The following is a 24,516-nucleotide window of genomic DNA, read 5'->3' as shown; positions in this document are numbered from 1 at the left end:
CATGCCAAACCTGCCCGCGCAAATGACCGTCGTTGCCATCAGCAAGCCAGGTGGCCCGGAGGTGCTGGTGCCGGAGACCCGCGCGCTGCCGGTGCCGGGTCCCGGCGAAATCCTGGTCAAGGTCGCGGCCGCCGGCGTCAATCGCCCTGACGTCGCGCAGCGCTCCGGCTCCTATCCGCCGCCGCCCGGCGCGAGCGACCTGCCCGGCCTCGAGATCGCGGGCGAAGTGGTCGCGCTCGGCGAAGGCGCAAAGCACAAGGTCGGCGACAAGGTGATGTCGCTGGTCGCCGGCGGCGGCTACGCGCAATATTGCATCGCTCAGGACGCGCAGGCGATGACCGTGCCGCCGCAGCTCACGATGCAGGAAGCCGGCGCGATTCCGGAAACGCTGATGACCGTGTGGCACAACGTATTCGAGCGCGGCGCGCTGCAAGCCGGCGAGACGCTGCTGATTCACGGCGGCTCGTCGGGCATCGGCACCATGGCGATCCAGCTTGCCAAGGCGTTCGGCGCCAAGGTGATCGTCACCGTCGGCTCGCAGGACAAGGCCGACGCCTGCCTCAAGCTCGGCGCCGATTACGCGGTCAACTACAAGACCGAGGATTTCGTCGAGGCGGTGAAGAAGGCGACCGGCGGCAACGGCGCCGATGTCATCCTCGACATGGTGGGCGGCGACTATATCGACCGGAACTATGACGCCGCCGCGGTCGAGGGCCGTATCGTCCAGATCGCGTTCCTGTCGGGAACACCGAAGGCCACGGCCAATTTCGCCAAGCTGATGGTCAAGCGGCTGCACCACACCGGCTCGACCCTGCGCCCCCGTAGTAATGCGGACAAGGCGGCAATGGTCGCGGCGATCGAGGCGAAGGTGCTGCCCTTGCTGCGCGAAGGACGCGTCAAACCGCTGATGGACAGCACATTCCCGCTGGAAAAGGCAGCCGATGCGCACCGCCGCATGGAGACCAGCGAACATATTGGCAAAATTGTGTTGGTGGTTTAACTCTCGCGACGGAAGCAGGGGCGGAAACCCTTTGATTCCCTTCGCTTTCGTGTCATTTATCGCGCCACCTCCGGGCCGGTCGCCGGGCCCGGGCAGTTTGTCGATCGCGGAGTACTGACATTGCGTCTGATCAGGTGCCTTGCGCTGCTGGCGCTGGGCCTCATGATGTTTGCCGCTGCGCCTGACGCGTATGCGATCGACGCGGTCAGCGTGCGCAGCGATGCGCCGGCGATCGACCTCACCGCGGTTCTCGACCATCAGCGCAGCGAAACCGACCGCATCCAGGTCTCCACCGCACCCGGAACCGACGGCATCGTGCGCCGCATCGAAGTTCGCGCCCGCGAAGGCGGTCAGAACTGGGTGGTGTTCGCACTCGCCAACAACACCGACGACCAGCTCGACCGCCTGATCGTCGCGCCGCATTATCGCATCGTGTCGTCGGGCCTGTTGTGGCCCGACCTCGGCCTGTCGCGCATCGCCACCATCACGCCGTCGGTCGGCGATCGTCCCGAGCGGCAGGAGAGTCCGACCGCCGACGTGTTCCGCATCACGCTCGATCCCGGCGCTGTCGTCACCTATGTCGCGGAACTGCGCACCGACAAGCTGCCGCAGCTCTATCTGTGGGAACCCGACGCCTACAAGGACAAGGTCAATTCGTTCACGCTGTACCAGGGCATCGTGATCGGCATCTCGGGCCTGCTCGCGCTCGTGCTCACGATTTTGTTTGTGGTCAAGGGCAGCATCATGTTCCCCGCCGCCGCGGCGCTGGCCTGGGCGGTGCTGGTCTATATCGGCGTCGACTTCGGCTTCTGGGGCAAGGTGCTCGACATGTCGAACAACGCCGAGCGCGTCTGGCGCGCGGCGGGCGAGGCGATCCTCGCGGCGACACTGCTCGTGTTCCTGTTCGCGTACCTCAATCTCAGTCGTTGGCACGTCCGCTACTCGCACATCACGATCGGCTGGCTCGTCTTCCTCGGTTCGCTGGTGGCGCTGGCGCTGTTCGATCCCGCGGTCGCCTCCGGCATCGCGCGGATGTCGCTGGTGATGATCGCCTTCGCCGGCTTCGCGCTGATCGTCTATCTCTCGACCCACGGCTTCGATCGCGCGGTGCTGTTGATCCCGACCTGGTTCTTGCTGGTGGTCTGGGTGGTCGCGGCCGGCATGACGGTCGCGGGTTCCGTCACCAACGACATCGTCGGCCCGGCGCTGCTCGGCGGCCTCGTGCTGATCGTCATGCTGATCGGCTTTACGGTGATGCAGCACGCCTTCGCCGGCGGCGGCGCCACCACCGGCGTCGTCTCCGATGTCGAGCGCCGCGCCTTGGCGCTGACCGGCTCCGGCGATCTGATCTGGGACTGGGACGTGTCCGCCGACAAGGTGTTCACCAGCCCCGAGACCGAGGCGCTGCTCGGCCTGAAGCGTGGCACGCTGGAAGGCCCGGCGGCGAAATGGCTCGAAGTGCTGCACCCGCTCGACCAGGACCGCTTCCGCGCCGCACTCGACAGCGTGCTCGACCAGCGCCGCGGCCGCCTGGTGCAGGATTTCCGGCTGCGCACGCCCGACGGCCACTTCATGTGGTTCGCGCTGAAGGCGCGGCCCGTGGTCGGCTCCGACGGCGAGGTCTCGCGCGTGGTCGGCACGCTGACCGACGTCACCGAGTTCAAGAACTCCGAAGAGCGGATGTTGCATGACTCCGTGCATGACAATCTGACCGGCCTGCCGAACCGCCGGCTGTTCATGGATCGCCTCGGCGCGGTGGCGAACCTCGCCAAGACCATGCCGAACTTGCGGCCGACCTTGATGGTGATCGACCTCGACCGCTTCAAGCAGGTCAACGATTCCGTCGGCATCGCGGTCGGCGACTCCATCCTGCTGACGCTGGCGCGCCGTCTGACCCGCATCCTGAAGCCGCAGGACACGCTGGCGCGGATGGCCGGCGACCAGTTCGGCCTGATCCTGCTGTCCGAGCAGGACCCGGCGCGGATCACCAATTTCGCCGAGACCATCCGCAAGACCATCCGCGCCCCGATCGCGTTCAACGACCGCGAGATCTTCCTGACCGCCTCGATCGGCCTTGCTCTGTCCGACCCGGCGGCGCCGCTGACCGACGAGATCATCAAGGACGCCGAGCTTGCGATGTATCATTCGAAACGGATCGGCGGCGACCGCATCGATGTCTACAAGCCGGCGATGCGGGCGCGGAAGACCGATCGCCTGACCTTGGAGAGCGACCTGCGCCGCGCCATCGAGCGCCAGGAGCTCACAATCCTGTACCAGCCGATCGTGCGGCTGGAGGATCGCGCGATCGCCGGCTTCGAGGCGCTGGTGCGCTGGGACCATCCCAAGCTCGGCCGGATGTCGCCGTCGGAGTTCATCAACGTCGCCGAGGAGACCGGCCTGATCGTCGATCTCGGCATGTTCGTGATGGACCAGACCGCGCGCCAGCTCGCGGTGTGGCAGCGCGCGATGCGCGCGCGCGAGCCGATCTTCGCGTCGGTCAACGTGTCGTCGCGGCAGTTGCTGCGCCACGATTTGATCCACGATATCCGCACCGTGCTGTCGCGCTCCTCGGTGGCGCGCGGCACGCTGAAGCTGGAGCTGACGGAATCGCTGGTCATGGAGAACCCGGAGCACGCGGCCCAGATGCTGGCGCGGATCCGCGAGCTGGGCACCGGGCTGTCGCTCGACGATTTCGGCACCGGACATTCCTCGCTGTCCTATTTGCAGCGCTTCCCGTTCGACACCATCAAGATCGACCAGTCCTTCGTCCGCACCACGAGCCGCGGCACCCGCCCGGTGATCCTGAAATCGATCATCGCGCTGGCGCACGATCTCGGCATGGAAGTGGTCGCGGAGGGCGCCGAGACGGATTCGGACGCCGTCGAGCTCTACCAGCTCGGCTGCGAATACGCGCAGGGCTTTGCCTTCGGCGAGCCGATGGACGCGGATGCCGCGACGCGCCTGCTTACCGAGGAACGGCTGGAAGCCGCAAGCTAACGCGCGATCAAGTAAGTTAGCATCGGTCCTGCCGCGAACTCACTGCACCTCTCCCGCTTGCGGGGGAGGTCGCATCGCATCGAAGATGCGTTGCGGGTGGGGGCTCTCTCCGCGATGCGACTCGTGGAGAGAGCCCCCACCCCAGCCCTCCCCCGCAAGCGGGAGAGGGAGCGCACCTTCTTCGCGGTTACTGTCCGACCTCTCAGGATCGCGCCTTAGCGCGGCTTCGGCATCCGCTTGAACCTGACACTCCTGCCGTCGGCCTGGCGGGTGGCGATGTAGCCGGCGTCGAGGCAGGCTTCGCGCTGCGGCATCTTCTCCTGCGGGCTGCGCAGGGTTTCCCACCACGACGCCCGGTGCGCGGCGCGCGGCAGCGCCGCATCGATGATCGCCTCGATCTCGTCGAAGGTCAGCACGAATTCGGGCAAATACTGCTTCTTCAGATAATCCCGCAGCGCGTCGTAGTCGTTCACAACATCCTCGATGACAATAAACCAGGGTCCGGCAACCACCCGTTAACCCATTCGGCGGCCGCTGTCGCCATTTAAGGCGACAACAAGATTTCCCGTTGCATGACGACGCTTTGGAGTGGGACATGCCATTTCGACGGGGAAACGACGCAAGGCGGCGTTGGCGGCTATCGGCAAAGCTGCTGATCGCGGCGTCGATTGCGACCGTCCTCGGCTTTTCCGCGATCTGCGCCGGCGTGATGTTCGACATGCGCCGCGGCGAGGAACAGCTGGCCCGCCGGACCCTGGAGAATTTGGCGTCAGGGATCGAGGCCGACATCAGCCGCAACGTCGAGCTTTACGACCTGTCGCTGCGCGCGGTCGCCAGCAATCTGGAAATGCCGGAGATCCGCGGCGTCAGCAAGGAACTGCGCCAGCTGATCCTGTTCGATCACGCCGCGACCGCAAAGCATTTCGGCGCGATCCAGGTGTTCGACACCAAAGGCAATCTGACCATCGACGCAGCAAGCCTCGATCCGCAGCCGGAGAACCGCAGCGACGAGGAGTATTTCGCCATCCAGCGCGACCATCCCGACGCCGGGCTGTATGTCAGCCGGCCGATGCTGCATCGCGGCGCCTACGCCATCGTGCTGAGCCGGCGCATCACCGGCGAGGACGGCCGCTTTCTCGGCGTCGTGGTCGGCTCGATCCGCTTCAGCTATTTCCACGATCTGTTCGGGCGGCTGAACCTCACGCCGGGCGACACCATCACGGTGCTACGCAACGACCGCACCATCATCATGCGGACGCCGTTCGATCTCGACGTGATCGGCAAGAACCTCGCCGAGCAGCTGGACTGGCGATCCGAGAACCTGAAGGTGGGCGGCGCGTTCTCCGGCAAGGGCCCGGTCGACGACACGCCGCGGCTCTATGTCAGACGCAGCAGCAGCGGGCCGCTTTACGTGGTGGTCGGCAAGCCGCTCGAAGCTGTCTTCAATCTGTGGCGCACCGAGGCGGTCCGGATCGGCACAATCATGGCCTTTCTGGTGCTGTTCGTGCTCAGCGCGACGCTGGTGCTGGCCCGCGAGATCGTCCGCCGCGCCGACGCCGAGGACAAGCTCGAGGAGCTGGCGACCACCGACGCGCTCACCGGCCTGAAGAACCGGCGCAAGTTCGATACCGAGATCGACCGCGAATGGCGCCGTGCCGGCCGCTACGGCCAGCCGGTCGCGCTGTTGATGATCGATGCCGATCACTTCAAGGCCTACAACGACACCTACGGGCATCAGGCCGGCGATCAGGTGCTGGTGGGAATCGCGATCTGCATTTCGGATGCGGTGCGCCGCGCCGGCGATTGCCCGGCGCGCTTCGGCGGCGAGGAATTCGCCGTGCTGCTGCCCAACATGACCGCGCTCGAGGCTTTCAACCTGGCCGAGACCATCCGCGGCAAGGTCCAGCAATGGTGCGAGGGTGAGCTGATCACGACAGTGAGCGTCGGCGTCGCCAGCATGCGGCCGCTTGCAGGCCAGCAATGGTCCGACCTGATCGAAGCCGCCGACAAGGCGCTCTACGCCGCCAAGGCCAACGGCCGCAACCAGTCGGTGCTCGCCACCGTGCCGAAGATCGCGCTGGTGGCGTGAGTTCGGCTTCGTACGTTAAATAGCATATTCGGTGTCATCACCCGCGCATGCGGGTGATCCAGTATTCCAGAGGCGCCGGCGCTTGAGCCGAGAAGCCGCGGCGTACTGGATCGCCCGGTCAAGCCGGGCGATGACAGGTGTTGGTTGGAACGCGGCCTTGTATTCTGGCTCGTAGCGGGGCGTTGACCGAAGTGCTGCGCCACCGGCGCCAGCTCAGCCGCGATGCTTTTTCTTTGGCTTCTTGCCGAACTTCGGTTTCGCCGCCGACACGTCTGGCCAGTGTCCAGCCTGGCCGGGTTTGCTTCGATGCTGCTTCTTCTTTGCAAACCTTGGCTCATCGCCAGATTTCGGCTTCGCGCCTTTGCCGTCCCGGTCGAACCGGAACGCAGCTCTCGGTTCCTGCCTTGGCGCGTAGTCTTCACGCGAACGGCCCGCGCCTTCGTTCGAATACGCTCTCGCCTCGCGGTCCGGCTTGCCGCGTCGCTTTGCGGCCGCGTCGTCGCGCGGCTCGTCGCGGCGCGGTGCGCTGTGGCCGCCGTCATCCTTGTCGCGCCAAGCATCCTGCCTGGGCTTGCGCGCCGGCTTGTCCGAGGGTGCCTGCCGCTGCGGAGCGTCCGCCAGCGGCTCGATGCGGATGGTGTCTTCCTTGTCCGGACGCTTGATCTTGACGGCGAAGGAATCTGCGACCCGCGCGGCGATCTCGAACTCGGTGGTCGTGTCCAGGATCTTGATGGCGCCGATGTCGTGCTTGTCGATGCCGCCGCGACGGCAGATCATCGGCAACAGCCAGCGGGCTTCGGCATTCTTCCTGCGTCCGATCGAGGCGCGGAACCAGACGGTGGCCTCCTCCATGCCGTGACGCGGGGAGGACTTGCCGGTCTTCGATCGCGGCCCGGCGGGACGATCCTCGCGGCGCGAGGTGCGCTCGCCGCGGCGATCGTCGCGATCGCGGCTCCGGCCATCGCCGGGATCGAGAATGTCTTCGGGCGCAGGCAGCCGCGCGCGATAAAACCGGGCCAGCGCCGCGGCGATCGCCTCGGGCGACCGTTCGGCAAGCAAGGCCTGCGCGAGCACCTGATCGTCTGATGTCACCTCCTCGGAGAACACCGCGTCCTGCAGCAGGCGGTCATGATCGAGCTTGCGGATCTCGTCCGCCTGCGGCGCAGAACCCCAGACCACATCGATGCCGGCCAGATTCAGCAGCAATTCGGCGCGGCGCCGCCGTGCCGGCGGCACCAGCAGGATGCTGACACCCTTGCGCCCGGCGCGGCCGGTGCGGCCCGAGCGATGTTGCATGACCTCCGGATCTTTCGGCAGATCGGCATGAATGACGAGGTCGAGGCTCGGCAGGTCGATGCCGCGCGCCGCCACGTCGGTCGCGACACAGACCCTGGACCGTCCGTCGCGCAACGCCTGCAGCGCCTGGGTGCGCTCGTTCTGGGTCATTTCGCCTGACAGCGAGGCCACGGAGAACCCGCGCTCCAGCAGCGCCGCCTGCAAATGCCTGACGGCTTCTCGCGTGTTGCAAAACACCAGCGCGCTCGGCGCCTCATGGAAGCGCAGCACGTTGACGACCGCGTGCTCGACATCGTCGGCGGCCACCCGGATGGCGCGGTACTCGATATCGGCATGGCCGCCCTCGTCGCCCGCGACCTCGATCCGGAACGCCTGTTGCTGATACTGCTTGGCCAGCGCGACGATGCCGCGCGGAAACGTCGCCGAGAACAGCAGGGTTCGGCGCGTGTCCGGCGTGGTCTCGAGGATGAACTCCATGTCCTCGCGGAAGCCGAGATTGAGCATCTCATCGGCCTCGTCGAGGACGACGACCCGCAATCCCGAAATGTCGAGACGCCCCCGCCGCAAATGATCGCACAACCGGCCGGGTGTGCCGACCACGATGTGGGCGCCCGCGGCAAGCTCGCGCTGCTCGCGGCGCGGGTCCATGCCGCCGACGCAGGAGACGACGCGACCGTCCGCATGTTCATAGAGCCAGGCGAGCTCGCGCTGAACCTGCAAGGCGAGCTCCCGGGTCGGCGCGACGATCAGCGCCAGCGGCGCGGCGGCCGGCTCGAACCGCTCGGCGCCGTCGAGCAGATCCTTTGCCATGGCCAATCCGTAGGCAACGGTCTTGCCCGACCCGGTTTGGGCCGAAACGAGAAGATCACGGTCGACGGCGTCGTCCGCGAGCACGGCGAGCTGGACAGGGGTCGGCTGTTCGTAGTTGCGCTCAGCCAAGGCGCGGGCGAGCGGCGAACTTGTGGTCGGGAAGGGCACGGGATGGAAAACCTTGATTGGTCCGGGTGCAGAACGTCGAGCAGGACGACCTGAGGCTGCGTACCCGGCAGGCGGCACAGCCGCATGACGATTTGGGCTGCTTTACGCCAAGAACAACCAAACCGCCATGCCCCCAAGACCCCCCAAGCCGGAAAAGGTGCCGGATCAGGCCGGCTGTCCGAGCGGGGCCTGGCCGCCGGCGATCCTGTCCACCAATCCGGACAACCGCGATCGCGGCCGGCTGGCTGCGACAATCAGGCCGCCCGCCCCGCGCAACGCGTCTGGCACGAGTTCGCAGGCCAAAAGGCGATCGCGCTGATACGGGCCGGGCATGCGGAACGCGCCGGTCTGCGCCGCCGAGAAGCCGAAGCGGTCATAATAGGCTGCATCGCCGACCAGGATGACGGCGCGGTGGCCGAGCCGCTGCGCCCGCCGCAAGGCCTGCCGCATCAGGGCGGCGCCGATGCCGAGACATCGCGCATCCGCCGCCACCGCGAGCGGGCCGAGCAGCAGGCAGGCGTGACCGGTGCCGGTCACGACCGGCCACAGCCTTAATGTGCCGACCAGCCGCCCGCCGCGCCGCGCGACCAGGGCAAGGCCGCGCGCCGGCTTGCGCCCCTCGCGCAGCCGCTCCGAGGTCTTGGCGAAGCGGCCCGGGCCAAACGCGGCATCGAGCAGGGCTTCGCGCGCCGCCACGTCGGAACGGCGCTCCCGGCGGATCGCGATCGGTTCGCGGCTCGGGGAACCAAGCAGCGGCATCACGCGACCCTCGCCAGATAGATGAAGACCTCGTCAAGGTCCCGGCACTTGAAGCGCTCGGCGAGTTCGCCCGGACGCCCCATCGCGACGACGCGGCCGCGGCTCATGATGACGACGAAGTCGCAGAGCTGCTCGACCTCGGTCATGTTGTGCGAGGACAGCAGGATGGTGGCGCCGCGGCGCTTTTGATAGGCGCGCAGCCGGCTGCGCACCCACTCGGCACGGTCAGGATCGAGCGATGCGGTCGGCTCGTCGAGCAACAGCACGTCCGGCTCGTTGATCAGCGCCTTGGCGACGGCGACGCGGGTCTTCTGCCCGGCCGAGAGCCGCCCGGTGACGCGGTCGAGCACGTCGCCGAGCTCGAAGTCCTCGATCAGTTCCTCGATCCGCGCCTTGAGATTGGCGACGCCATAGAGCCGGCCGAACACCGTCAGGTTCTGCCGCACGGTGAGCCGCCCGGGCAACGCGACATAGGGGCTTTCGAAATTCATCCGGCTGAGCACCTTGTGACGCTCGGTCGCCATGTCGTGACCGAGCACCATGGCGCGGCCGAAGCTTGGAACCACCAGGCCCATGATCATGGCGATGGTGGTGGTCTTGCCGGCGCCGTTGCCGCCGAGCAGGCCGACGGTCCAGCCCTTCGGCACGTTGAAGTTCACGTCGTCGACGGCCCAATGGGTGCGGTACTTCTTGCAGAGGTCCTCGACCGCGATGGCCGGCGCCTCATCGATACCGAGGCTCACAGGCGCGTTGTCCTGCGCGGGCGTGGTGTTTGGCGACACCGGTGTCAAATGTCTGCGGGGCAAAAAACGTTCGATGCGGCTCATGGATATCTCCCCTTACTCGCCCATGGTGAGCAGGCCGCCCTTGTGGCGGGCGCTCTGCAACAAGGCGACGAATGTGGCGAAGCCCAAGCCGAGATAGACGGCATTGAGCGCGAGGCCTTCGATCATCAGGTCGGTGCGGAAGGTGCCGTCGAGCAGCACGGCGCGCATGCCCTCGAACACATAGGTCGGCGTCAGCGACCAGGCGACCGGATGCAGCCAGAGAGGCAGCGCCTCGACCGGATAGTAGACGCAGCACAGCGGCAGCAGCACGATCATGATCGAGTAAGCGAGGCTTTCGGCGCCGAGGCCCTGGCGGATCACGAGGCCGGCGACGACGAGCCCGATCGCCCAGCTGGTCAGCACGAGGTTGAGGAAGAACGCGATCAACCCCGGCCCCATCGCATAGACGTTGAAGCCGAACAGCAGCAGCGTCAGCAATGTCACCGGCAACGTGCCGATCACCAGCCGGATCAGGCTCATCAGCATCAGCGAGGCCGCAAGCTCGAACGGCTGCAACGGGCTCATCATCAGGTTGGCGAGGTTGCGCGACCAGATCTCCTCCAGGAAGGTGAAGGTGAAGCCGAGCTGGCCGCGAAACAGCACGTCCCAGAGCAGGACGGCGCCGAGCAGCAGGCCGGCGGTCGAGGCCATCGCCGACTTGCTTTGATAGAGGTAGGTGTAGAGGAAACCCCACACCAGCATCTGCATCGCCGGCCAGTAGATGATCTCGAGCAGCCGCAGCCATGACGAGCGCAGGATGTAGTAATAACGCGCCGTCATGGCGGCGATGCGGTTCAATGACTGTGTCATGGCATCCACCCGTGCGGCTGGCATTAATCGATCTCGCGGCGGATCGGGCGGCGCTTGCCGACCTTGGGCGGAAACGCGAGCAGCGCGTTGGCCTGCACCCGGACCGGATGCTCGAGGCAGGCTGCGAGCAGATCCTCGAGATGCGCGACTGAGCCGTGCAGCCGTGACATCGGCGTATCCTGGCCGAGCACGACGCGCGCCTCGACGAGGTCGACGCCGCGCTGCACGATCTCGAACTGCGCCAGATGCAGGTTGCAGTCGAACATCCAGCGATAGGTCGCATCCAGGATGCTGCCGGCCGGCACCTTGCGGCCGTCGCGGTTGACGAAGGCGTCATTGAGCCGGCCGTCGATGCTGGCGATCTGCGACCAGTTGATATCCGACGGCGCAGGGTTGGCCGGCTGCGTGATGTAGTCGCCCTGCACGTAGCGGATGAACGGCATTGCCTCGTTGAGCAAATTGGTGATCACGGCGATGCCGGACTGACCGGCAGCCTGCGGCTGCATCGTGACGGGGTCGAGCACGTCGAGATGCACGGTGTCCTCGCAGACGTGATACTGGCCGTCGGGCATCTCGAGCGCGATCCGCGTCGCCTCCTCGGAGGAATATTCGTCGAGCACGGGCACGCCGAGCTGGCGCGACCATTCCGCACGAGCAGTGCGCGAGGAATATTCCGAATGCGTCACCGCGAGATTGAGCGAAGAGCGGAACTCGTCGACATGCGGCATCAACGCATCGAGGCTCGACGGATAGAGCGAGAGGATCTTCGGCCCGAGATAGCGCAGATGCTGGGCGACGCGCGCCGGCGGGATCAGGTTCGAGATGAAGGCGGTCGGATAGTCGCCGCCGATCGAATCGAACCACCACGGCACGGTGTAGACATGGGCGAGCAGATCCTCAGGCCGATAATTGCCGCCGCTCTGCATCGCGAACTGGCGGACGCCCTGGATGGTGTCGGTGATCACGGCGTCATAGTCGACGCGGATCAGCAACGTCTGGCCGGACGAGCCCGACGAGCGCGTCGGAAACAGGTTTTCCGGCTTGTACTTCTTGTTGACGCACTGCTCCGGGAAGGCCGCGACCAGCTCGGGCTTGGTGATAACCGGGATCTTCTGGATGTCGTCATAGTCGCGCAGATGCTCCGGCTTGAAGCCGGCAGCATCATACTTGGCGCGGTAGACCGGAATGTCGCGGTAGGCGAGTTCGACCAGCTCCTTGATGCGGGCGAACTGCCGCGCGCGGATTTCCGACACCGGCAGATAGGGATGCCGCATGCATTCGCCGAGATAGTTCGCGGTGGCTGCGACCAGCTCGGGTGCTGCCTCGTTGGCGGGCTGGAAATCCGGACGGGTGTGCTCGGTCTCCCAGAACTGGCGCTGCGGCGCGCCGGCGGCATCGGCGGGAACGAGGGACGCGGCGGCTTGATCATGCTCCGGCACCAGAGCAAGGCCGTCATCGGAAACGCTGATCGCAAGGGAGGACATAATCTTCAGCTCCATGATTGACGGGAGGACCGCCCGTTCATGGCGCTATCAATGGCTCGCGGCGCGCGTGGCCGCCGTGACGCGCCTCACACGCGCTCGCACCCCGATCGCCGCAGCAACGTAGGGCGGGTTGGTAACCCACCGCAACGCGGTGCGATGGAGCAATGGCGGGTTACGGCTTCGCCTAACCCGCCTTACGAGACTACAAGGCTGATTGCTTCAGGCCGCTACTTGCCCCACGTCGCCTTCCTGATCCGCCCCTTGCCGCCGCATTTCTTGCAGGGCTCGGGATAAATCTTCCGTCCCGGCTCGCCCGGCTGCTTCACCGCTGGAAAGCCGGTCCCGTTGCACGCCTCACACTTTTCTTCATCGGAAATAAGGTGCTTCACCATCCACCGCCTTGGATTGAAGAATCCGGAAGCCCGCGGGCGCGGACTTCTGCCACCCGTTGGTTACGAACGGCGGCGGGTTATGGTTTCAGGCGCATGGCTGCCCTGCGCAGCAACGCAATTGAGAGAGCGGGGGAACGACAACGGCACGATCGCCGTTGACAGCCTCCTCTCGACGCGACCTCACTTCGCCTTGAGCGCCTTGTCGTGGCTATCGAGCGCGGTTGCCATCAGCTTCGGCAATTGCGCGGCATAGACCTCGATGAAGGTGGCATCGCCACAGGCCTCCGGATCGCGCGCAGCCTGCTCGGCGACGCGTGCAGCCTTGGCCTCGCATTTCGCGAACACGTGCCAGAACCAATCCGGGCTCTTGCCGAGCGCCGGCTTGTGCTTCTTGATGACGGCGGCGCCGACCGCACTCATCGCGTTGACGACGCCGGCGCCCAGCGTGCTGATGGCCCGCGCGTTCAGGATATCCTCGCGCGATTGCGCGGTGGCATTGGTCGCGGTCGCTCGTCCTTTGGCCGGCATGCTCAAGCTCCTTGTCGATCCTGGTCCGTCCTGTGCGGCAGGCGAAGCATCGGCCGGGGAAGTTGAGGAAGGCTCAAGGGGCATGGTTGAGAACCGCTATGGATTTCATTCCGGTTTTACGCGCTTCCGAGCGATCGGGCCTGGAGGCATTTCTGAGTTCCCGTTAGGCGCGCGATCCGTCAGGAGCCGTTACCTTTCGCGCCATGACGGAGGATCAGCTGGCCGGCGACGTCGAACCGAAGCGTGCTCTGGTCTCAGCCCCTGTCCTTGATCCGGCTGCGATGCGCGGCCTGCTTGGCGCGGTTGCCGCAGACCGCCATGCTGCACCATCGGCGCGCACGCGCCCGCGTGTGATCGGCAAACATCAGCGTGCAGGCCGGGCCCTCGCACGCCTTGATGTCGGAAAAGCTTTCCTCGCAGACCACCTTGGCCATCGCCTCGCCGATCGGCAGCAGCAGCGTTTCGGCCGAGCGCCAGCGTCGCGTCCGCTCCAGCGCGAAACCGTCATGATCATCGTGACGATGCGGCACGATGCGGCTGAACGCTTGATCGCTTTCGAGCAGCCGGTTCAGCGGCTCCAACTCCTTAAGCGCCCGCGGCGTCAGCGGCCGGCCCATATGCTTGCGGACGAAGCCGCGGAACCATTCGCGCAGATCGCGCGCCTGACCGGCGACGCGGTCGAGGTCGCCCGGTGCCGCGCGCGCCTTCAGCTCGTCGACCACATCTGACGGCACCAGCTTTGCCTGCGCGAGCCAGCGCAACAGGCCGCCCCCATCGGCGATCCAGTCGACCGGGGTATCGACCGGGGTCGCGATCGAATTGATGAAATCGAGACCGAGGCTATCGGCGATGAACATCGCGGGCGGGTGGGATTGCACGGTGACGCCCTCCTGGCGGCTTATTCGATCTCGCCGCAAATAACCTGATAAAAGCCTGTTGACAAGTTACGAACACTGGATCATAAGCGCCGTAACCTGTCAAATGCCATTCTAGAGGTTACTGACAGTTCCGCCTGAAACAAGGGAGCTCAAGATGTCGAACAAGGATGTCAGCGTGGTGCTCGCTCATGGCGCATGGGCCGACGGGTCGAGCTGGGCGCGGGTGATCACCGCGCTCGACGCCGACGGCATCACCGCGGTGGCGGCACCGTTGCCGCTGACGTCGCTCGCCGACGACGTCGCCGCGCTGAACCGCACGCTGGACCGCATCGAGGGACCGGTCGTGCTGGCGGGCCATGCCTATGCCGGCGCTGTGATCGCCGAGACCCGCTCGCCGCGCGTCAAGGCGCTGGTCTATGTCGCGGCGCTGGCGCCGGACGAGGGCGAGACGGTGGCCGATGTGTTCTATCGCGCACCGCCGCATCCGTTCGCGCCCAAGCTCGCACCTGACGCGAACGGCCTGATCTGGCTGCCCGAGCCCGCCTTCGCATCGGCCTTCGCGCAAGGCGCACGCGCCGAGGACCTCGCGGTGCTCGCCGCCGTGCAGCGGCCGATCTCGCCAGCCTGCATCACCGTGCCGGTCGGCCGCCCGCTCTGGAAGGATGTCCCGAGCTGGTTCCTGGTTGCCGAGGAGGATCGGATGATCGCGCCCGAGACTCAGCGCAGCATGGCGGCGCGGATGAAGGCTGCCGTCCGTTCACATGCCGTCGATCACACCCCGATCGTGACGGCACCAAAGCTCGTGGCCGACTTCATCCGGGAAGCGATCGGCGCGCTTGCCTAGCAGACCAAATCCTAACCTTCCCCACGATCACGACCACAGGAGTGACAGATGTCCGAGATCAAGTATCGCACGGCCGATGTCGACGGCTTCAAGGTGTTCTACCGCGAAGCCGGTTCGCCTGGCGCGCCAAAACTGCTGCTGCTGCACGGCTTCCCGAGCGCGGGACACATGTTCCGTGATCTGATCCCGCTGCTCGCGGACAAGTTCCACATCGTGGCGCCTGATCTCCCCGGCTTCGGCCAGTCCGACATGCCGCCGCGCGACAAGTTCGCTTACACGTTCGACAGCATCGCCGGCGTGATCGATCGCTTCACCGAGGTGATCGGCTTCGACCGCTTCGCGGTCTATGTGTTCGACTACGGCGCGCCGACCGGCTTCCGCCTGGCGGTGAAACATCCGGAACGGATCACCGCGATCATCTCGCAGAACGGCAACGCCTATGAGGAAGGCCTCAGCGACGGCTGGACCCCGATCAAGGCCTATTGGCAAGACCCGTCGCCGGCGAACCGCGACGCGCTGCGCGCCTTCCTGACGCCGGACACCACGCGCTGGCAGTACACCCATGGCACGTCGGATCCGCAAGCCGTGTCGCCGGACGGCCAGAACCTCGACAATTACTACATGACGCGGCCCGGCGCCCATGACGTGCAGCTCGATCTGTTCGGCGACTACAAGAGCAACGTCGCGCTCTACCCGGCCTTCCAGACCTACTTCCGCACCCATCAGCCGCCGTTCCTCGCGGTGTGGGGCAGGAACGATCCGTTCTTCCTGCCGCCGGGCGCTGAAGCGTTCAAGCGCGACAATCCGAAGGCGGAGGTCAAATTCCTCGACACCGGCCACTTCGCGCTGGAAACCCATGTCGCCGAGATCGCGCAAGCCATCCGCGAGTTCCTGAGCCGCAGACTCACGCGCCGACGCTAGCCGCTGCTTGACGGCGTAAGCTGAGCCGGCGCGGCCGCCTACTGCGGCCCCTGCGCGGCGCGCGCCGCGAACATCGCCAGCAGCCGGCCCCAATCGCCTTCGGTATCGAACACGCGGCGCATCTCGGCGGCGCGGGCGCCGTAACGGTCGAGCTTGCGATGCTCCAGCTCGACGCGGGTGGCGTCCTTGCCGTCGGCGACGAAGCGCACCTCGATCTCGGTCTTCAGGTTCCGATCGTACTGCCAGTCCGCCGTGATGTCCCACGACAGCACGAGGCGCGACGGCGGCTCCCAGAGCAGCACGCTGCCCCAGTCGCAGGTGCTGCCGTCGTCGCCGCGCTCGTACCAGCGGCCGCCGACGTGCGGCTCGATGATCGCATCGACCGCGTTGGTCTTGCCGATCTTGTAATGCGCGAGCGGCCACCACGTGCCCATCTGGTCGGTGAAGACACGCCAAGCCACCGCCGGCGGCGCCTCGACATTCATCACCTTGCGGACGCTGTAGGGATCGTAACTGTCGGAGGTCGCTTGCGTCGTCATCGGGATCTCCTCTCTTTTGCGGCTTCGCGTTCGGCCGCTTGCTTGAACGCAGTGAGTGTCTTGTCCCAGAATCCGTCGAGCCAGCCGCGCAGGCTTTCCAGCCCGCGAGTGTCGATGGCGTAGAGCCGCCGCGTGCCTTCGATCCGCACCACGGCGAGGCCCGCATCCTTGAGTACCCGAAGATGCTGCGAGACCGCCGGACGGCTCACCTTGAGGCCGTCGGCGATCTCCTGCACCGATCGATTGCCCTCGCGCAGCCGCTTGAACACCAGGCGGCGGGTCGGGTCTCCCAGCGCGTCGAGCGCGCGTTCTGCGCTGATCATGATCGTATCGTCCGTTGTCGAAATTATCGTAAGTCTGTGCTTACGGTAAGTCAAGGCTAACGGATCGGGCGAAAATGAAACGGCGCGGCTCCGATCGAAGCCGCGCCTTGGCGGGAAGCGGGAGCAGCTTACACGGCAGATACGTCCTGACCCGGTCGCGCTACGAATAGCCGATCAAGAACCCATTTGAATGCCGCAGACGTGACTTGCACGCTGCCGGTCCTGCTCCGACAACGCGCGAAGGCTCCATCGTGAATTTCTGGGGGATACGAAATGAGCTTTCGGATTCTTGCCGGGACTGCCGTTGCGGTCGCGGCAACGTGCTCGGCAATTCCGATCCTGCTTGCGCGCGATGGCGCCGGGCCGCTGTCACCGGCAACGCTGGCCGACATCGCCCGCGTCGAAGCCGCGATCGACCGCATCGAGGCCGACACCCTGACGCGCCTCGCGGCCGTTCCCGACAATCAGGTGCAGCAGATCGAGTTGCTCGGCAAGTTGCTGCTGTTCGACAAGCAACTGTCGGTGAATCGCAACGAAGCCTGTGCCTTCTGCCATGCGCCGGAGACCGGATTCACTGGACCGATCTCGGAGATCAACCGCACCACGGGCTCCTATCCCGGCTCCGTCCGCACCCGCTTCAGCGAACGCAAGCCACAGACCCACACCTACGCGCCGCTGGCACCGGTCCTGCACTACAACGAAGGTCAGGGCGACCTGGTCGGCGGCAATTTCTGGGACATGCGCGCGACCGGACGGCGCCTCGGTAATCCCGCCGCCGAGCAGGCCGAAGGCCCGCCGACCAATCCGGTCGAGATGGGCCTGCCCGACATCGCCTGCGCGGTGTATCGCGCCTCGCAGCGCCCCTATCGCGGCTTGTTCGAGGCCATTTGGGGCGCACAGGCGTTCGCGATCGACTGGCCGGCCGACGTTGAGACAGTCTGCGACACGCCCGGACCACCATCCGCCAGCGATCCGCTTCCGGTGCATCTCGGCAATCTGGATCGCGGCCGCGCGGCAAGCACCTTCGACCAGATGGCGCAGTCGATCACAGGCTACGAAGCCTCGCATGAGGTCACGGCGTTTTCCTCGAAATACGATGCGGTGCAGGCCGGAAAAGCCACCTTCACTCCGCTGGAGCAGCAGGGATACGAGGTCTTCCGCGGCAAGGGCCGGTGCAACGAATGTCATCGCGACGGCGGCCCCGGAGAAGATCCACTGTTTACCGACTTCACCGCCAGCAACATCGGGACGCCGGCGAACCCGGAGCTACCGTATTACGTGGAAAACACGCCTGATGATCGCGGCTATGTCGCGAACAAGGATGGCACTGCGTTCGTCGATGGCGGAGTTGGCGCCTTCCTGGCGAACGGTCATCCGCTCAGTCAACCCTCCGCAGTCGACGCGCGCTGGAAGCCGCTGGCGCCGCAGACCCGCGGCCGATTTCGGGTGCCCACGCTGCGCAATGTCGACAAGCGGCCATCGCCCGATTTCGTCAAGGCCTACGGCCATAACGGCTACTTCAAGAGCCTGAAAGAGATCGTCCACTTCTACAACACGCGTGACGTGCTGCCGCGTTGCGCCGTACACGATACGCGCGAAGGCACCGGCTGCTGGCCGGCGCCGGAGACCACCGACAACATGAACACCAGCAAGACCGGCCATCTCGGCCTCACCGACCAGGAGGAAGATGCGCTGGTCGCGTTCATGCAAACGCTGACGGACGGGTACACGCCGGCGAAGAACTAGCTCGCCTGCCGCCTACGCCCCCGTCACGCGCCAGATCACGTTGCCGACATCGTCGGCCACCAGCAGCGAGCCGTCGGGGCCAAGCGCGACGCCGACCGGGCGGCCATACGACACCTTCTCGTCGGGCGCGAGGAAGCCCGACAGGATGTCGCGCGCCGGACCCGAGGGACGGCCGTTCGTGAACGGCACGAACACCACCTTGTAGCCCGACAGCGTCGAGCGATTCCACGAGCCGTGCTGGCCGATCGCCATGCCGTCGGGGAAACCCGGCAGCGTGCCCTGGGGCATCCAGCACAGGCCGAGCGATGCAGTGTGGCCGCCGAGCGCGTAGTCCGGCTGGATCGCCTTGGCGACCATCGCCGGATCCTGCGGCACGCGATCGTCCACCGTCTTGCCCCAGTAGCAATAGGGCCAGCCATAGAAGCCGCCGTCGCGCACCGAGGTCAGGTAGTCCGGCGGCGTCTCGTCGCCGATGCCGTCGCGCTCATTGACGACGGTCCAAAGCACATTGGTGGTCGGCTCCCATGCGAGCCCGACCGGGTTGCGCAGGCCGCCGGCGAAGATGCGGCTGGTGCCGGCGGCGAGATCGAGCTCATAGATCGCGGCACGGCCTTCCTCGACCCTCATGCCGTTCTCGGCGATGTTGCTGAGCGAGCCGACGCCGGCATAGAGCTTCTTGCCGTCGGCACTCGGCAGCAGGCTGCGCGTCCAGTGCCCGTCGGGCTTGAAGGTGACGAGCTTGCGTCCCTCCGCCGTGATGCGATCCGCGCCCGCGGTGTAGGGAAACGCGACCACGCCGTCGGTGTTGCCGACATAGAAGGTGTCGCCGATCAGTGCCATGCCGAACGGCTGGCGCAGCCCCTCCATGAAGGCACCGCGGCTTTCGGCGACGCCGTCGCCATCGCGGTCGCGCAGCAGCGTGATGCGGTTGGCGCTGACGCCGAGCGCGGCGGCGCGGCGCATCGTCGCCTGCATCGCGTAGTGGAAGACACTGCGCGGCGTTCCCGAGATTTGCGTCGCCTCCGCGATCAGGACATCGCCGTTCGGCAGCACGTTGATCCAGCGCGGATGATCGAGCCCGGCGGCAAAGGCGTTAACCTTGAGCCCTGCTGCTGCGGTCGGAAGCTGGCCCTTGTCCCAGCCCCGTGCGGTCGGCATCTTCAGCGTCGGGATCGCGCCCTGCGACTTCGCCGCCGGGATTTGCGGCGCGCTGCCCCAGGCCGGTGCGGGCTCGGCGCCCTGCATCCGCCGCCACGCCACGGCGCCGGCCCCGATCGCCGCGACGACGCGGGCAAAAACTCCAGACGTGCTCATGAACTTCCCCTGTTAGATTCGCCTTGCCCGCCGGCCTCGGGCCGCAGCAGCATTCGCATAATGCCGACCCTGATGACAGTAGTTATACGATCTTCGCATCCGCCATCGAATCGGGGAGACTGGCCGTACGCTCCCTTGTCAGAGCGTTTTCCTCCCTGAGACCTTGCCCGCCCCGGTCGGCGGGCTTCCTTTTACGAAGCGTCCGGCTTTTCGAAGCACTGCGGGCGCGGCCGGCTGCGGGGCGTTATAGCCGGAAACGCATAGCGGCCCAGCACCAGATGCATTGGACCGGGCACAGCGACGGCGCCGGCCGTTCAGGGTGCGAACAACTCTCACCAAAACATGATCACGAGCGACGCCGGTCCCGAGGGCAACAACAACGGCACGCTGACCGGCGTCTATCGGCAGTGGTAGCCCACGCAAATCTGAAGGCCCATCGCTCGGCTTGAGCGATGGGCCTTTTGCTATTCGTCAGCCGCTATGATTGACGCCGCAACGATGCGGCTCACCTCACCATCGCGCCGTAGACGATGTCCTGCACGTTCTCGCGATAATATTTGCGCAGCTCGCCGGGAGCTGCGGTTCCGACCACCACGACGAGGCGCTCCTTCGGATCGCAGAAGAACTGCGTGCCGTAGGCACCGTTCCAGGTGAACTCGCCGGGATTGCCGGGCACCGACGACAGCCCCTCGCTGGTCCGCACCGCGACCGCCAACCCGAAGCCGAAGCCGCCGCGATGCGGCTCGACCGCGGCGACGTTGTTCTTGATCTCGGGCCCGAGATGGTTCGACGTCATGAGGCGCACCGTATTGGGGCTGAGGATGCGCTTGCCGTCGAGCTCGCCGCCATTGAGCAGCATCTGTCCGAAGCGGACATAGTCGCCGACGGTCGCGAACGAGCAGGCGCCGCCGCAGTCGAACTTGGTCGGCGTGTCGAGCAGCTTGATGGCTTGCGGCTTGCCGGTGAGCGGGTCGTTGGGGAACGGATGCGCCAGACGCGCGCGCTGGGCGTCGGTCGGGTGGAACGTCGCTTCCTTCATGCCGAGCGGTTTCCAGACATTGGCCGAGAGATAGTCGCCGAGCCGCTGGCCGGAAACCTTCTCGACGACGGCACCGAGCACGTCGATCGAGAAGCCGTATTCGAACTCGGTGCCGGGCTGATGCACCAGAGGCAGCTTGGTGATGCGGTCGATGAAGGCCGCCGTGTCGCCTTCGACCGCGGGCGCCGTGCCGTCGGGATAGAGCCGCGCCAGCGCGCTCGAGCTGTCGGGCCGGCCGCCATACATCAGGCCCGAGGTGTGGCGATAGAGATCGTGGACGAATATCGGCCGGGCCTGCGGCTCCATCGTCAGCGAGCCGTCGGCCTGCTGCACGCCGACCTTCATGTCGGCAAACGCCGGATAGAACTCGGCAACCTTGGCCTGCAGCGGCAACCGGCCCTGCTCCATCAGCGTCAACCCCGCAACCGCCGCCATCGGCTTGGTCATCGAGGCCAGCGCGAACACCGCATCGATCGGCATCGGCGTGCCCTTGACCGGATCGAGCTGGCCATAGGCCTTGTAGTGCACGAGCTTGCCGTCGCGCGCGATCGCCACCACAGCGCCGGGCACGCGCTTGGCCGCAATCTCGCGCGCAAAGAAATCGTCGAGCCGCGCCAGCCCCTGATCCGAGAAACCGGCCTGATGCGCCGAAGCTTCCGGCAGCGGCGGCGCGGCGTGGGCGATGTTGACGGCAAGACATGTGGCGGCGGCAGCCGCGGCAATGGCGAACGTTCTCATTGTTTCCTCACCAGGGACCGCGGGCGATTGTTATGAATTCGCTGCCCGCTCCGGCAGAATTAGATCACGCCGGCAGAGGCGACAAGGCGTCGCGGCGCGCGGCGGTGTCGCCGGGGCGCATGTCTCCCGCCGTGACGTCGCCTGCAGCGAAGAACGGCTCGACCTCGTGCTCAAACGTCTTCAGTGCGGCGCCGATCGCCTGGTGCATGTCGAGATATTTGTAGGAGCCGAGCCGGCCGCCGAAGACGACGTTCGGATGCGACGCCGTCATGGCGTGATAGGACGCGAGCATCGCGCGGTCGGCGGCGGTGTTGATCGGATAATACGGCTCGTCGGTGCGGCCGGCGAAGCGGGAATATTCGCGGTAGATCGTGGTCCGCGCCGCAGCATGCGCGCGCTCCGGATGCAGATGCCTGAACTCGTGGATGCGGGTGAACGGCACCTCGGCGTCGGCATAGTTGATGACGGCGGCGCCCTGGAAATCGGCGACGTCATGGACCTCGCGCGCGAAGTCGACGGTGCGCCAGCCGAGATGGCCGCAGGCATAGCCGAAGAAGCGGTCGATCGGGCCGGTATAGATCACGAGCTGGCGGGGCGTGATGCGGTCAGCGACGTCGAAATAGTCGACACCGAGTTGCACCGCGATCCCCGGATGATCGAGCATCCGGCGGAAGATCGCGGTGTAGCCGTCGAGCGGCATGCCCTCGTAGCGGTCGGCGAAGTAGCGATCATCGAAGGTGAAGCGCACCGGCAGGCGGCCGATGATATCGGCCGAGAGCTCGCGCGGATCGGTCTGCCACTGCTTCTGCGTATAGCCGCGGATCAGGAGATCGTAGAGCGTGCGGCCGACCGAGGCGATCGCCTTGTCCTCGAGATTGCCGATCCCGGAGGCACCATGCCTCCCGGCGGCGCCATGCGCCGCCGCCTCGGCCGCGATCACGGCGCGCGCCTGGTCCGGCGACATGATGCGGCCGAACGCGGCGCACACCGTCGCAAGGTTGATCGGCATCGAATAGACGCGGCCGTTCGCCACCGTGAAGACGCGGTGACGGTAGTCGGCGAATTCGGTGAAGCGGTGCAGATAGCGCCAGACGGTCTCGGAATTGGTGTGGAAGATATGCGTGCCGTAGCGGTGCACCTCGACACCGCTGTCGGAATCGACTTCCGAATAGGCGTTGCCGCCGATATGCGGACGGCGGTCGAGCACGCAGACCGAGCGGCCGAGCCCATTCGCCACCTGCTCGGCGATCACGGCGCCGAAGAAGCCAGCGCCCACCACGACGACGTCGAAGCACTCAAGCTGCATGTGGCCCCCGCCCCGCGCGGGCCCGGGCGATGGGCCGCCGCGACATCTCGACGGAGCTTCAACGGCGCTGCGGCAGACTTCCGGCGAAGATTTTGGTTAAGGCCATGATAATTCCGTGCCCGGAACAGCCGGCTCGGCCGTTGAACGAGAAGCATGCGAGGCGGTGGATTTGTCCGCGCGCGCAGCAACAGCATCATGCGCGGGGGCCCCATGTCCGTAATCTGCGTCCTGTATTCCAGCAACACGACCTATGATTCGCTGCGCGGTATCCTTGCGATGGCCGCCGCCGAGCTCGACCGGCTCGGGCATGAGGTCAAGATGCTCGACCTGCTGGCGCCGGATTTCTCGGCCCGGCTCAATGCGCTCTTGCCGCGGAAGACCGAGACGATGGCGCTCGGCTTCTCCGGCATCGGGCTCGATATCCACACCAAGGACGGCAGGCTGTTCTGGGACGTCGCCCAGATCCCCGTCTTCACCTGGTTCTGCGATCACCCCTGCTATTTTGCCAAGCGGCACGGACTCGAGAGCCGCTATGCCGCGCATGGCTACGTGTTCCCGGACCACGCCGCGTTCAACCGCGATCATCTGGGTGCCAACGGCGCCGTGTTCGCGACCCATATGGGCATCCCCGATCCCGGCTTCTTCGGCGGCCTGCCGCCCGAGCAGCGCAACGGCCGGCTGATCTTCGCCAAGTCCGGCTGGAATCCGCTGGCGCTCGAGCGCGGCTGGCGCAAGACGATGCCGCCAAAGCTGTTCGCGCTGCTGTTCGATGCGATCGCCGAGGCGCGCGGCAAGACCTGCGGCGCGTTTCCAAAAATCATCGTCGATGTCGCCGAGCGGCATCTCGTCTATCTGAAGCCGGGCGGCGACCTGTTCAACGTGATCCTGACCCGGCTCGATAACTACACCAGAGGGGTGCGCACGCGCGAGGTGGGCGCGGTGCTCGCCGACTATCCGGTCGATTTCATCGGCGGCGGCTGGAGCGATCTCGACGTCAGCGGACGCCCGGCCCGCGTGCTCGGCGCGATGACCTTCGATGCGATGCGCGAAGGCCTCGGCAGCTATCTCGCCGCGGTCTCGCTCAATCCCAATATCGACCTGTCGCTGCACGACCGGGTGTTCTTCGCGCTCGGCGCCGGCACCGTGCCGGTGTTCGACGCCAACCGCTTCTCGGCTGCGGAGATGCCGTATCTCGCCCGCTTCACCTTCAACCAGGATACGACCAGCATCGCCGCCGCCGTCGAGGCCGTGCTGGCCGATCCGGCCGCGGCGCAGGCGGCGACCGCCACGACGATGCGCGAGCTCTATCCGCGCTTCTCGATGCAGCGGTCGGTGCAGGACATCCACGAGATCACGATGTCGATCGCGGGCGCCGCCGGCGCCAGTCTGTTGCCGGCCGAACCGGTGCCGGCAGGCGTCTGGACGCCGAAACAGGCGGCCTGATCGCACCGCCATTTCCGTGGCCGCCTCGCGCCGGCTGCGCTACCGTGGGCCCGTCACGACCGACCGGGTCCAGCATGAACCGCCGCGCGTTTGTCTCGGGACTGGCCATCGCCGCGGCGCTCAGCGTCGACTATTGTGCGAGTCGCTCGAGCGGATTAGCAGGCGCTCGCTGATCGGTGAGTACCTGTCCTTGAGCCATCCGCTCCCGCATCATCCCCACTACGGACGTCACCTGCTCAAAGGCCCGATCGTGGGCATCGTCCCC

The 24,516-nt window shown here is 66.2% G+C and carries 20 protein-coding genes; 7 read left to right on the top strand and 13 right to left on the bottom strand.

Translation table 11 applies throughout. The annotated features are described in order from the left end of the window. The first annotated feature begins 1 nt into the window (after position 1). Both AAFG07_RS04430 and AAFG07_RS04425 read left to right on the top strand, forming a co-directional pair. Positions 2-1,000, top strand: coding sequence for an NAD(P)H-quinone oxidoreductase (locus AAFG07_RS04430; protein WP_342726178.1), 999 nt, complete (start codon positions 2-4; stop codon positions 998-1,000). 120 nt (positions 1,001-1,120) lie between these two features. After that, complete coding sequence (locus AAFG07_RS04425; RefSeq protein ID WP_171947977.1) at positions 1,121-3,997, top strand: EAL domain-containing protein; 2,877 nt, start codon at positions 1,121-1,123, stop codon at positions 3,995-3,997. Positions 3,998-4,212: 215 nt separating this feature from the next. On the opposite strand, the gene AAFG07_RS04420 is transcribed toward AAFG07_RS04425, so the two are convergent. Beyond that, positions 4,213-4,470 (bottom strand): hypothetical protein, encoded by a 258-nt coding sequence (locus AAFG07_RS04420; protein ID WP_342726177.1) that lies wholly within the window; start codon positions 4,468-4,470, stop codon positions 4,213-4,215. 122 nt (positions 4,471-4,592) lie between these two features. Here AAFG07_RS04420 and AAFG07_RS04415 point away from each other — a divergent pair, with 122 nt between their 5' ends. Then, a complete protein-coding gene (locus AAFG07_RS04415; RefSeq protein ID WP_342726176.1) occupies positions 4,593-6,086 on the top strand; it encodes a sensor domain-containing diguanylate cyclase in 1,494 nt (497 codons plus the stop codon). Positions 6,087-6,299: 213 nt separating this feature from the next. On the opposite strand, the gene AAFG07_RS04410 is transcribed toward AAFG07_RS04415, so the two are convergent. From AAFG07_RS04410 to AAFG07_RS04380, 7 genes are all read right to left on the bottom strand, one after another. After that, on the bottom strand, positions 6,300-8,360 hold the full coding sequence (locus tag AAFG07_RS04410) for a DEAD/DEAH box helicase (RefSeq protein ID WP_342726175.1): 2,061 nt from the start codon (positions 8,358-8,360) through the stop codon (positions 6,300-6,302). A 165-nt stretch (positions 8,361-8,525) separates the two neighbouring features. Then, positions 8,526-9,119 (bottom strand): N-acetyltransferase, encoded by a 594-nt coding sequence (locus AAFG07_RS04405; RefSeq protein ID WP_342726174.1) that lies wholly within the window; start codon positions 9,117-9,119, stop codon positions 8,526-8,528. Further along, positions 9,119-9,946 carry an ABC transporter ATP-binding protein gene (locus AAFG07_RS04400; protein WP_342726173.1) on the bottom strand — a complete coding sequence of 276 codons (828 nt, stop codon included), beginning with the start codon at positions 9,944-9,946 and terminating at the stop codon, positions 9,119-9,121. Before AAFG07_RS04400 ends, AAFG07_RS04405 begins: the two co-directional genes overlap by 1 nt. Positions 9,947-9,958: 12 nt before the next feature. Next, on the bottom strand, positions 9,959-10,756 hold the full coding sequence (locus AAFG07_RS04395) for an ABC transporter permease (RefSeq protein ID WP_342726172.1): 798 nt from the start codon (positions 10,754-10,756) through the stop codon (positions 9,959-9,961). Positions 10,757-10,779: 23 nt separating this feature from the next. Continuing rightward, a complete protein-coding gene (locus AAFG07_RS04390; RefSeq protein WP_342726171.1) occupies positions 10,780-12,240 on the bottom strand; it encodes a hypothetical protein in 1,461 nt (486 codons plus the stop codon). 572 nt (positions 12,241-12,812) lie between these two features. Continuing rightward, the gene (locus AAFG07_RS04385) at positions 12,813-13,160 is read right to left on the bottom strand and encodes a hypothetical protein (protein WP_342726170.1); all 348 of its coding nucleotides are present in this window, start codon (positions 13,158-13,160) and stop codon (positions 12,813-12,815) included. Positions 13,161-13,414: 254 nt separating this feature from the next. Then, entirely contained in the window at positions 13,415-14,017 is a 603-nt protein-coding gene (locus AAFG07_RS04380) for an ABATE domain-containing protein (protein ID WP_342729051.1), read from the bottom strand. Positions 14,018-14,192: 175 nt separating this feature from the next. Here AAFG07_RS04380 and AAFG07_RS04375 point away from each other — a divergent pair, with 175 nt between their 5' ends. Together AAFG07_RS04375 and AAFG07_RS04370 are read left to right on the top strand one after the other, a co-directional pair. Next, positions 14,193-14,882, top strand: a complete 690-nt coding sequence (locus tag AAFG07_RS04375) for an alpha/beta hydrolase (protein WP_342726169.1) — start codon at positions 14,193-14,195, stop codon at positions 14,880-14,882. A 48-nt stretch (positions 14,883-14,930) separates the two neighbouring features. Next, positions 14,931-15,803, top strand: a complete 873-nt coding sequence (locus tag AAFG07_RS04370) for an alpha/beta hydrolase (protein WP_342726168.1) — start codon at positions 14,931-14,933, stop codon at positions 15,801-15,803. Between the two features lie 38 nt (positions 15,804-15,841). On the opposite strand, the gene AAFG07_RS04365 is transcribed toward AAFG07_RS04370, so the two are convergent. After that, on the bottom strand, positions 15,842-16,342 hold the full coding sequence (locus AAFG07_RS04365; RefSeq protein ID WP_342726167.1) for an SRPBCC family protein: 501 nt from the start codon (positions 16,340-16,342) through the stop codon (positions 15,842-15,844). Continuing rightward, positions 16,339-16,665, bottom strand: coding sequence for a metalloregulator ArsR/SmtB family transcription factor (locus AAFG07_RS04360; RefSeq protein ID WP_141340053.1), 327 nt, complete (start codon positions 16,663-16,665; stop codon positions 16,339-16,341). The genes AAFG07_RS04365 and AAFG07_RS04360 overlap by 4 nt, the downstream gene beginning before the upstream one ends. A 273-nt stretch (positions 16,666-16,938) precedes the next feature. On the opposite strand from AAFG07_RS04360, the gene AAFG07_RS04355 reads away from it, so the two are divergent. Further along, positions 16,939-18,411, top strand: coding sequence for a cytochrome c peroxidase (locus AAFG07_RS04355; RefSeq protein ID WP_342726166.1), 1,473 nt, complete (start codon positions 16,939-16,941; stop codon positions 18,409-18,411). A gap of 12 nt (positions 18,412-18,423) precedes the next feature. On the opposite strand, the gene AAFG07_RS04350 is transcribed toward AAFG07_RS04355, so the two are convergent. The 3 genes from AAFG07_RS04350 to glf form a co-directional block, all read right to left on the bottom strand. Beyond that, positions 18,424-19,725, bottom strand: coding sequence for a sorbosone dehydrogenase family protein (locus AAFG07_RS04350; RefSeq protein WP_342726165.1), 1,302 nt, complete (start codon positions 19,723-19,725; stop codon positions 18,424-18,426). Positions 19,726-20,230: 505 nt separating this feature from the next. Continuing rightward, positions 20,231-21,502: a serine hydrolase domain-containing protein gene (locus AAFG07_RS04345; protein WP_342726164.1), complete on the bottom strand. Its 1,272-nt coding sequence runs from the start codon at positions 21,500-21,502 to the stop codon at positions 20,231-20,233. 64 nt (positions 21,503-21,566) lie between these two features. Then, entirely contained in the window at positions 21,567-22,808 is a 1,242-nt protein-coding gene (glf, locus tag AAFG07_RS04340; RefSeq protein ID WP_342726163.1) for a UDP-galactopyranose mutase, read from the bottom strand. A 210-nt stretch (positions 22,809-23,018) separates the two neighbouring features. Here glf and AAFG07_RS04335 point away from each other — a divergent pair, with 210 nt between their 5' ends. Continuing rightward, a complete protein-coding gene (locus AAFG07_RS04335; RefSeq protein WP_342726162.1) occupies positions 23,019-24,251 on the top strand; it encodes a hypothetical protein in 1,233 nt (410 codons plus the stop codon). Positions 24,252-24,516: the final 265 nt, after the last annotated feature.

It is taken from the genome of Bradyrhizobium sp. B097 (assembly GCF_038957035.1).
GTDB lineage: Bacteria > Pseudomonadota > Alphaproteobacteria > Rhizobiales > Xanthobacteraceae > Bradyrhizobium.
Note: the sequence above shows the minus strand (reverse complement) of the source record. Positions and strands in the feature narration are given on the sequence as shown.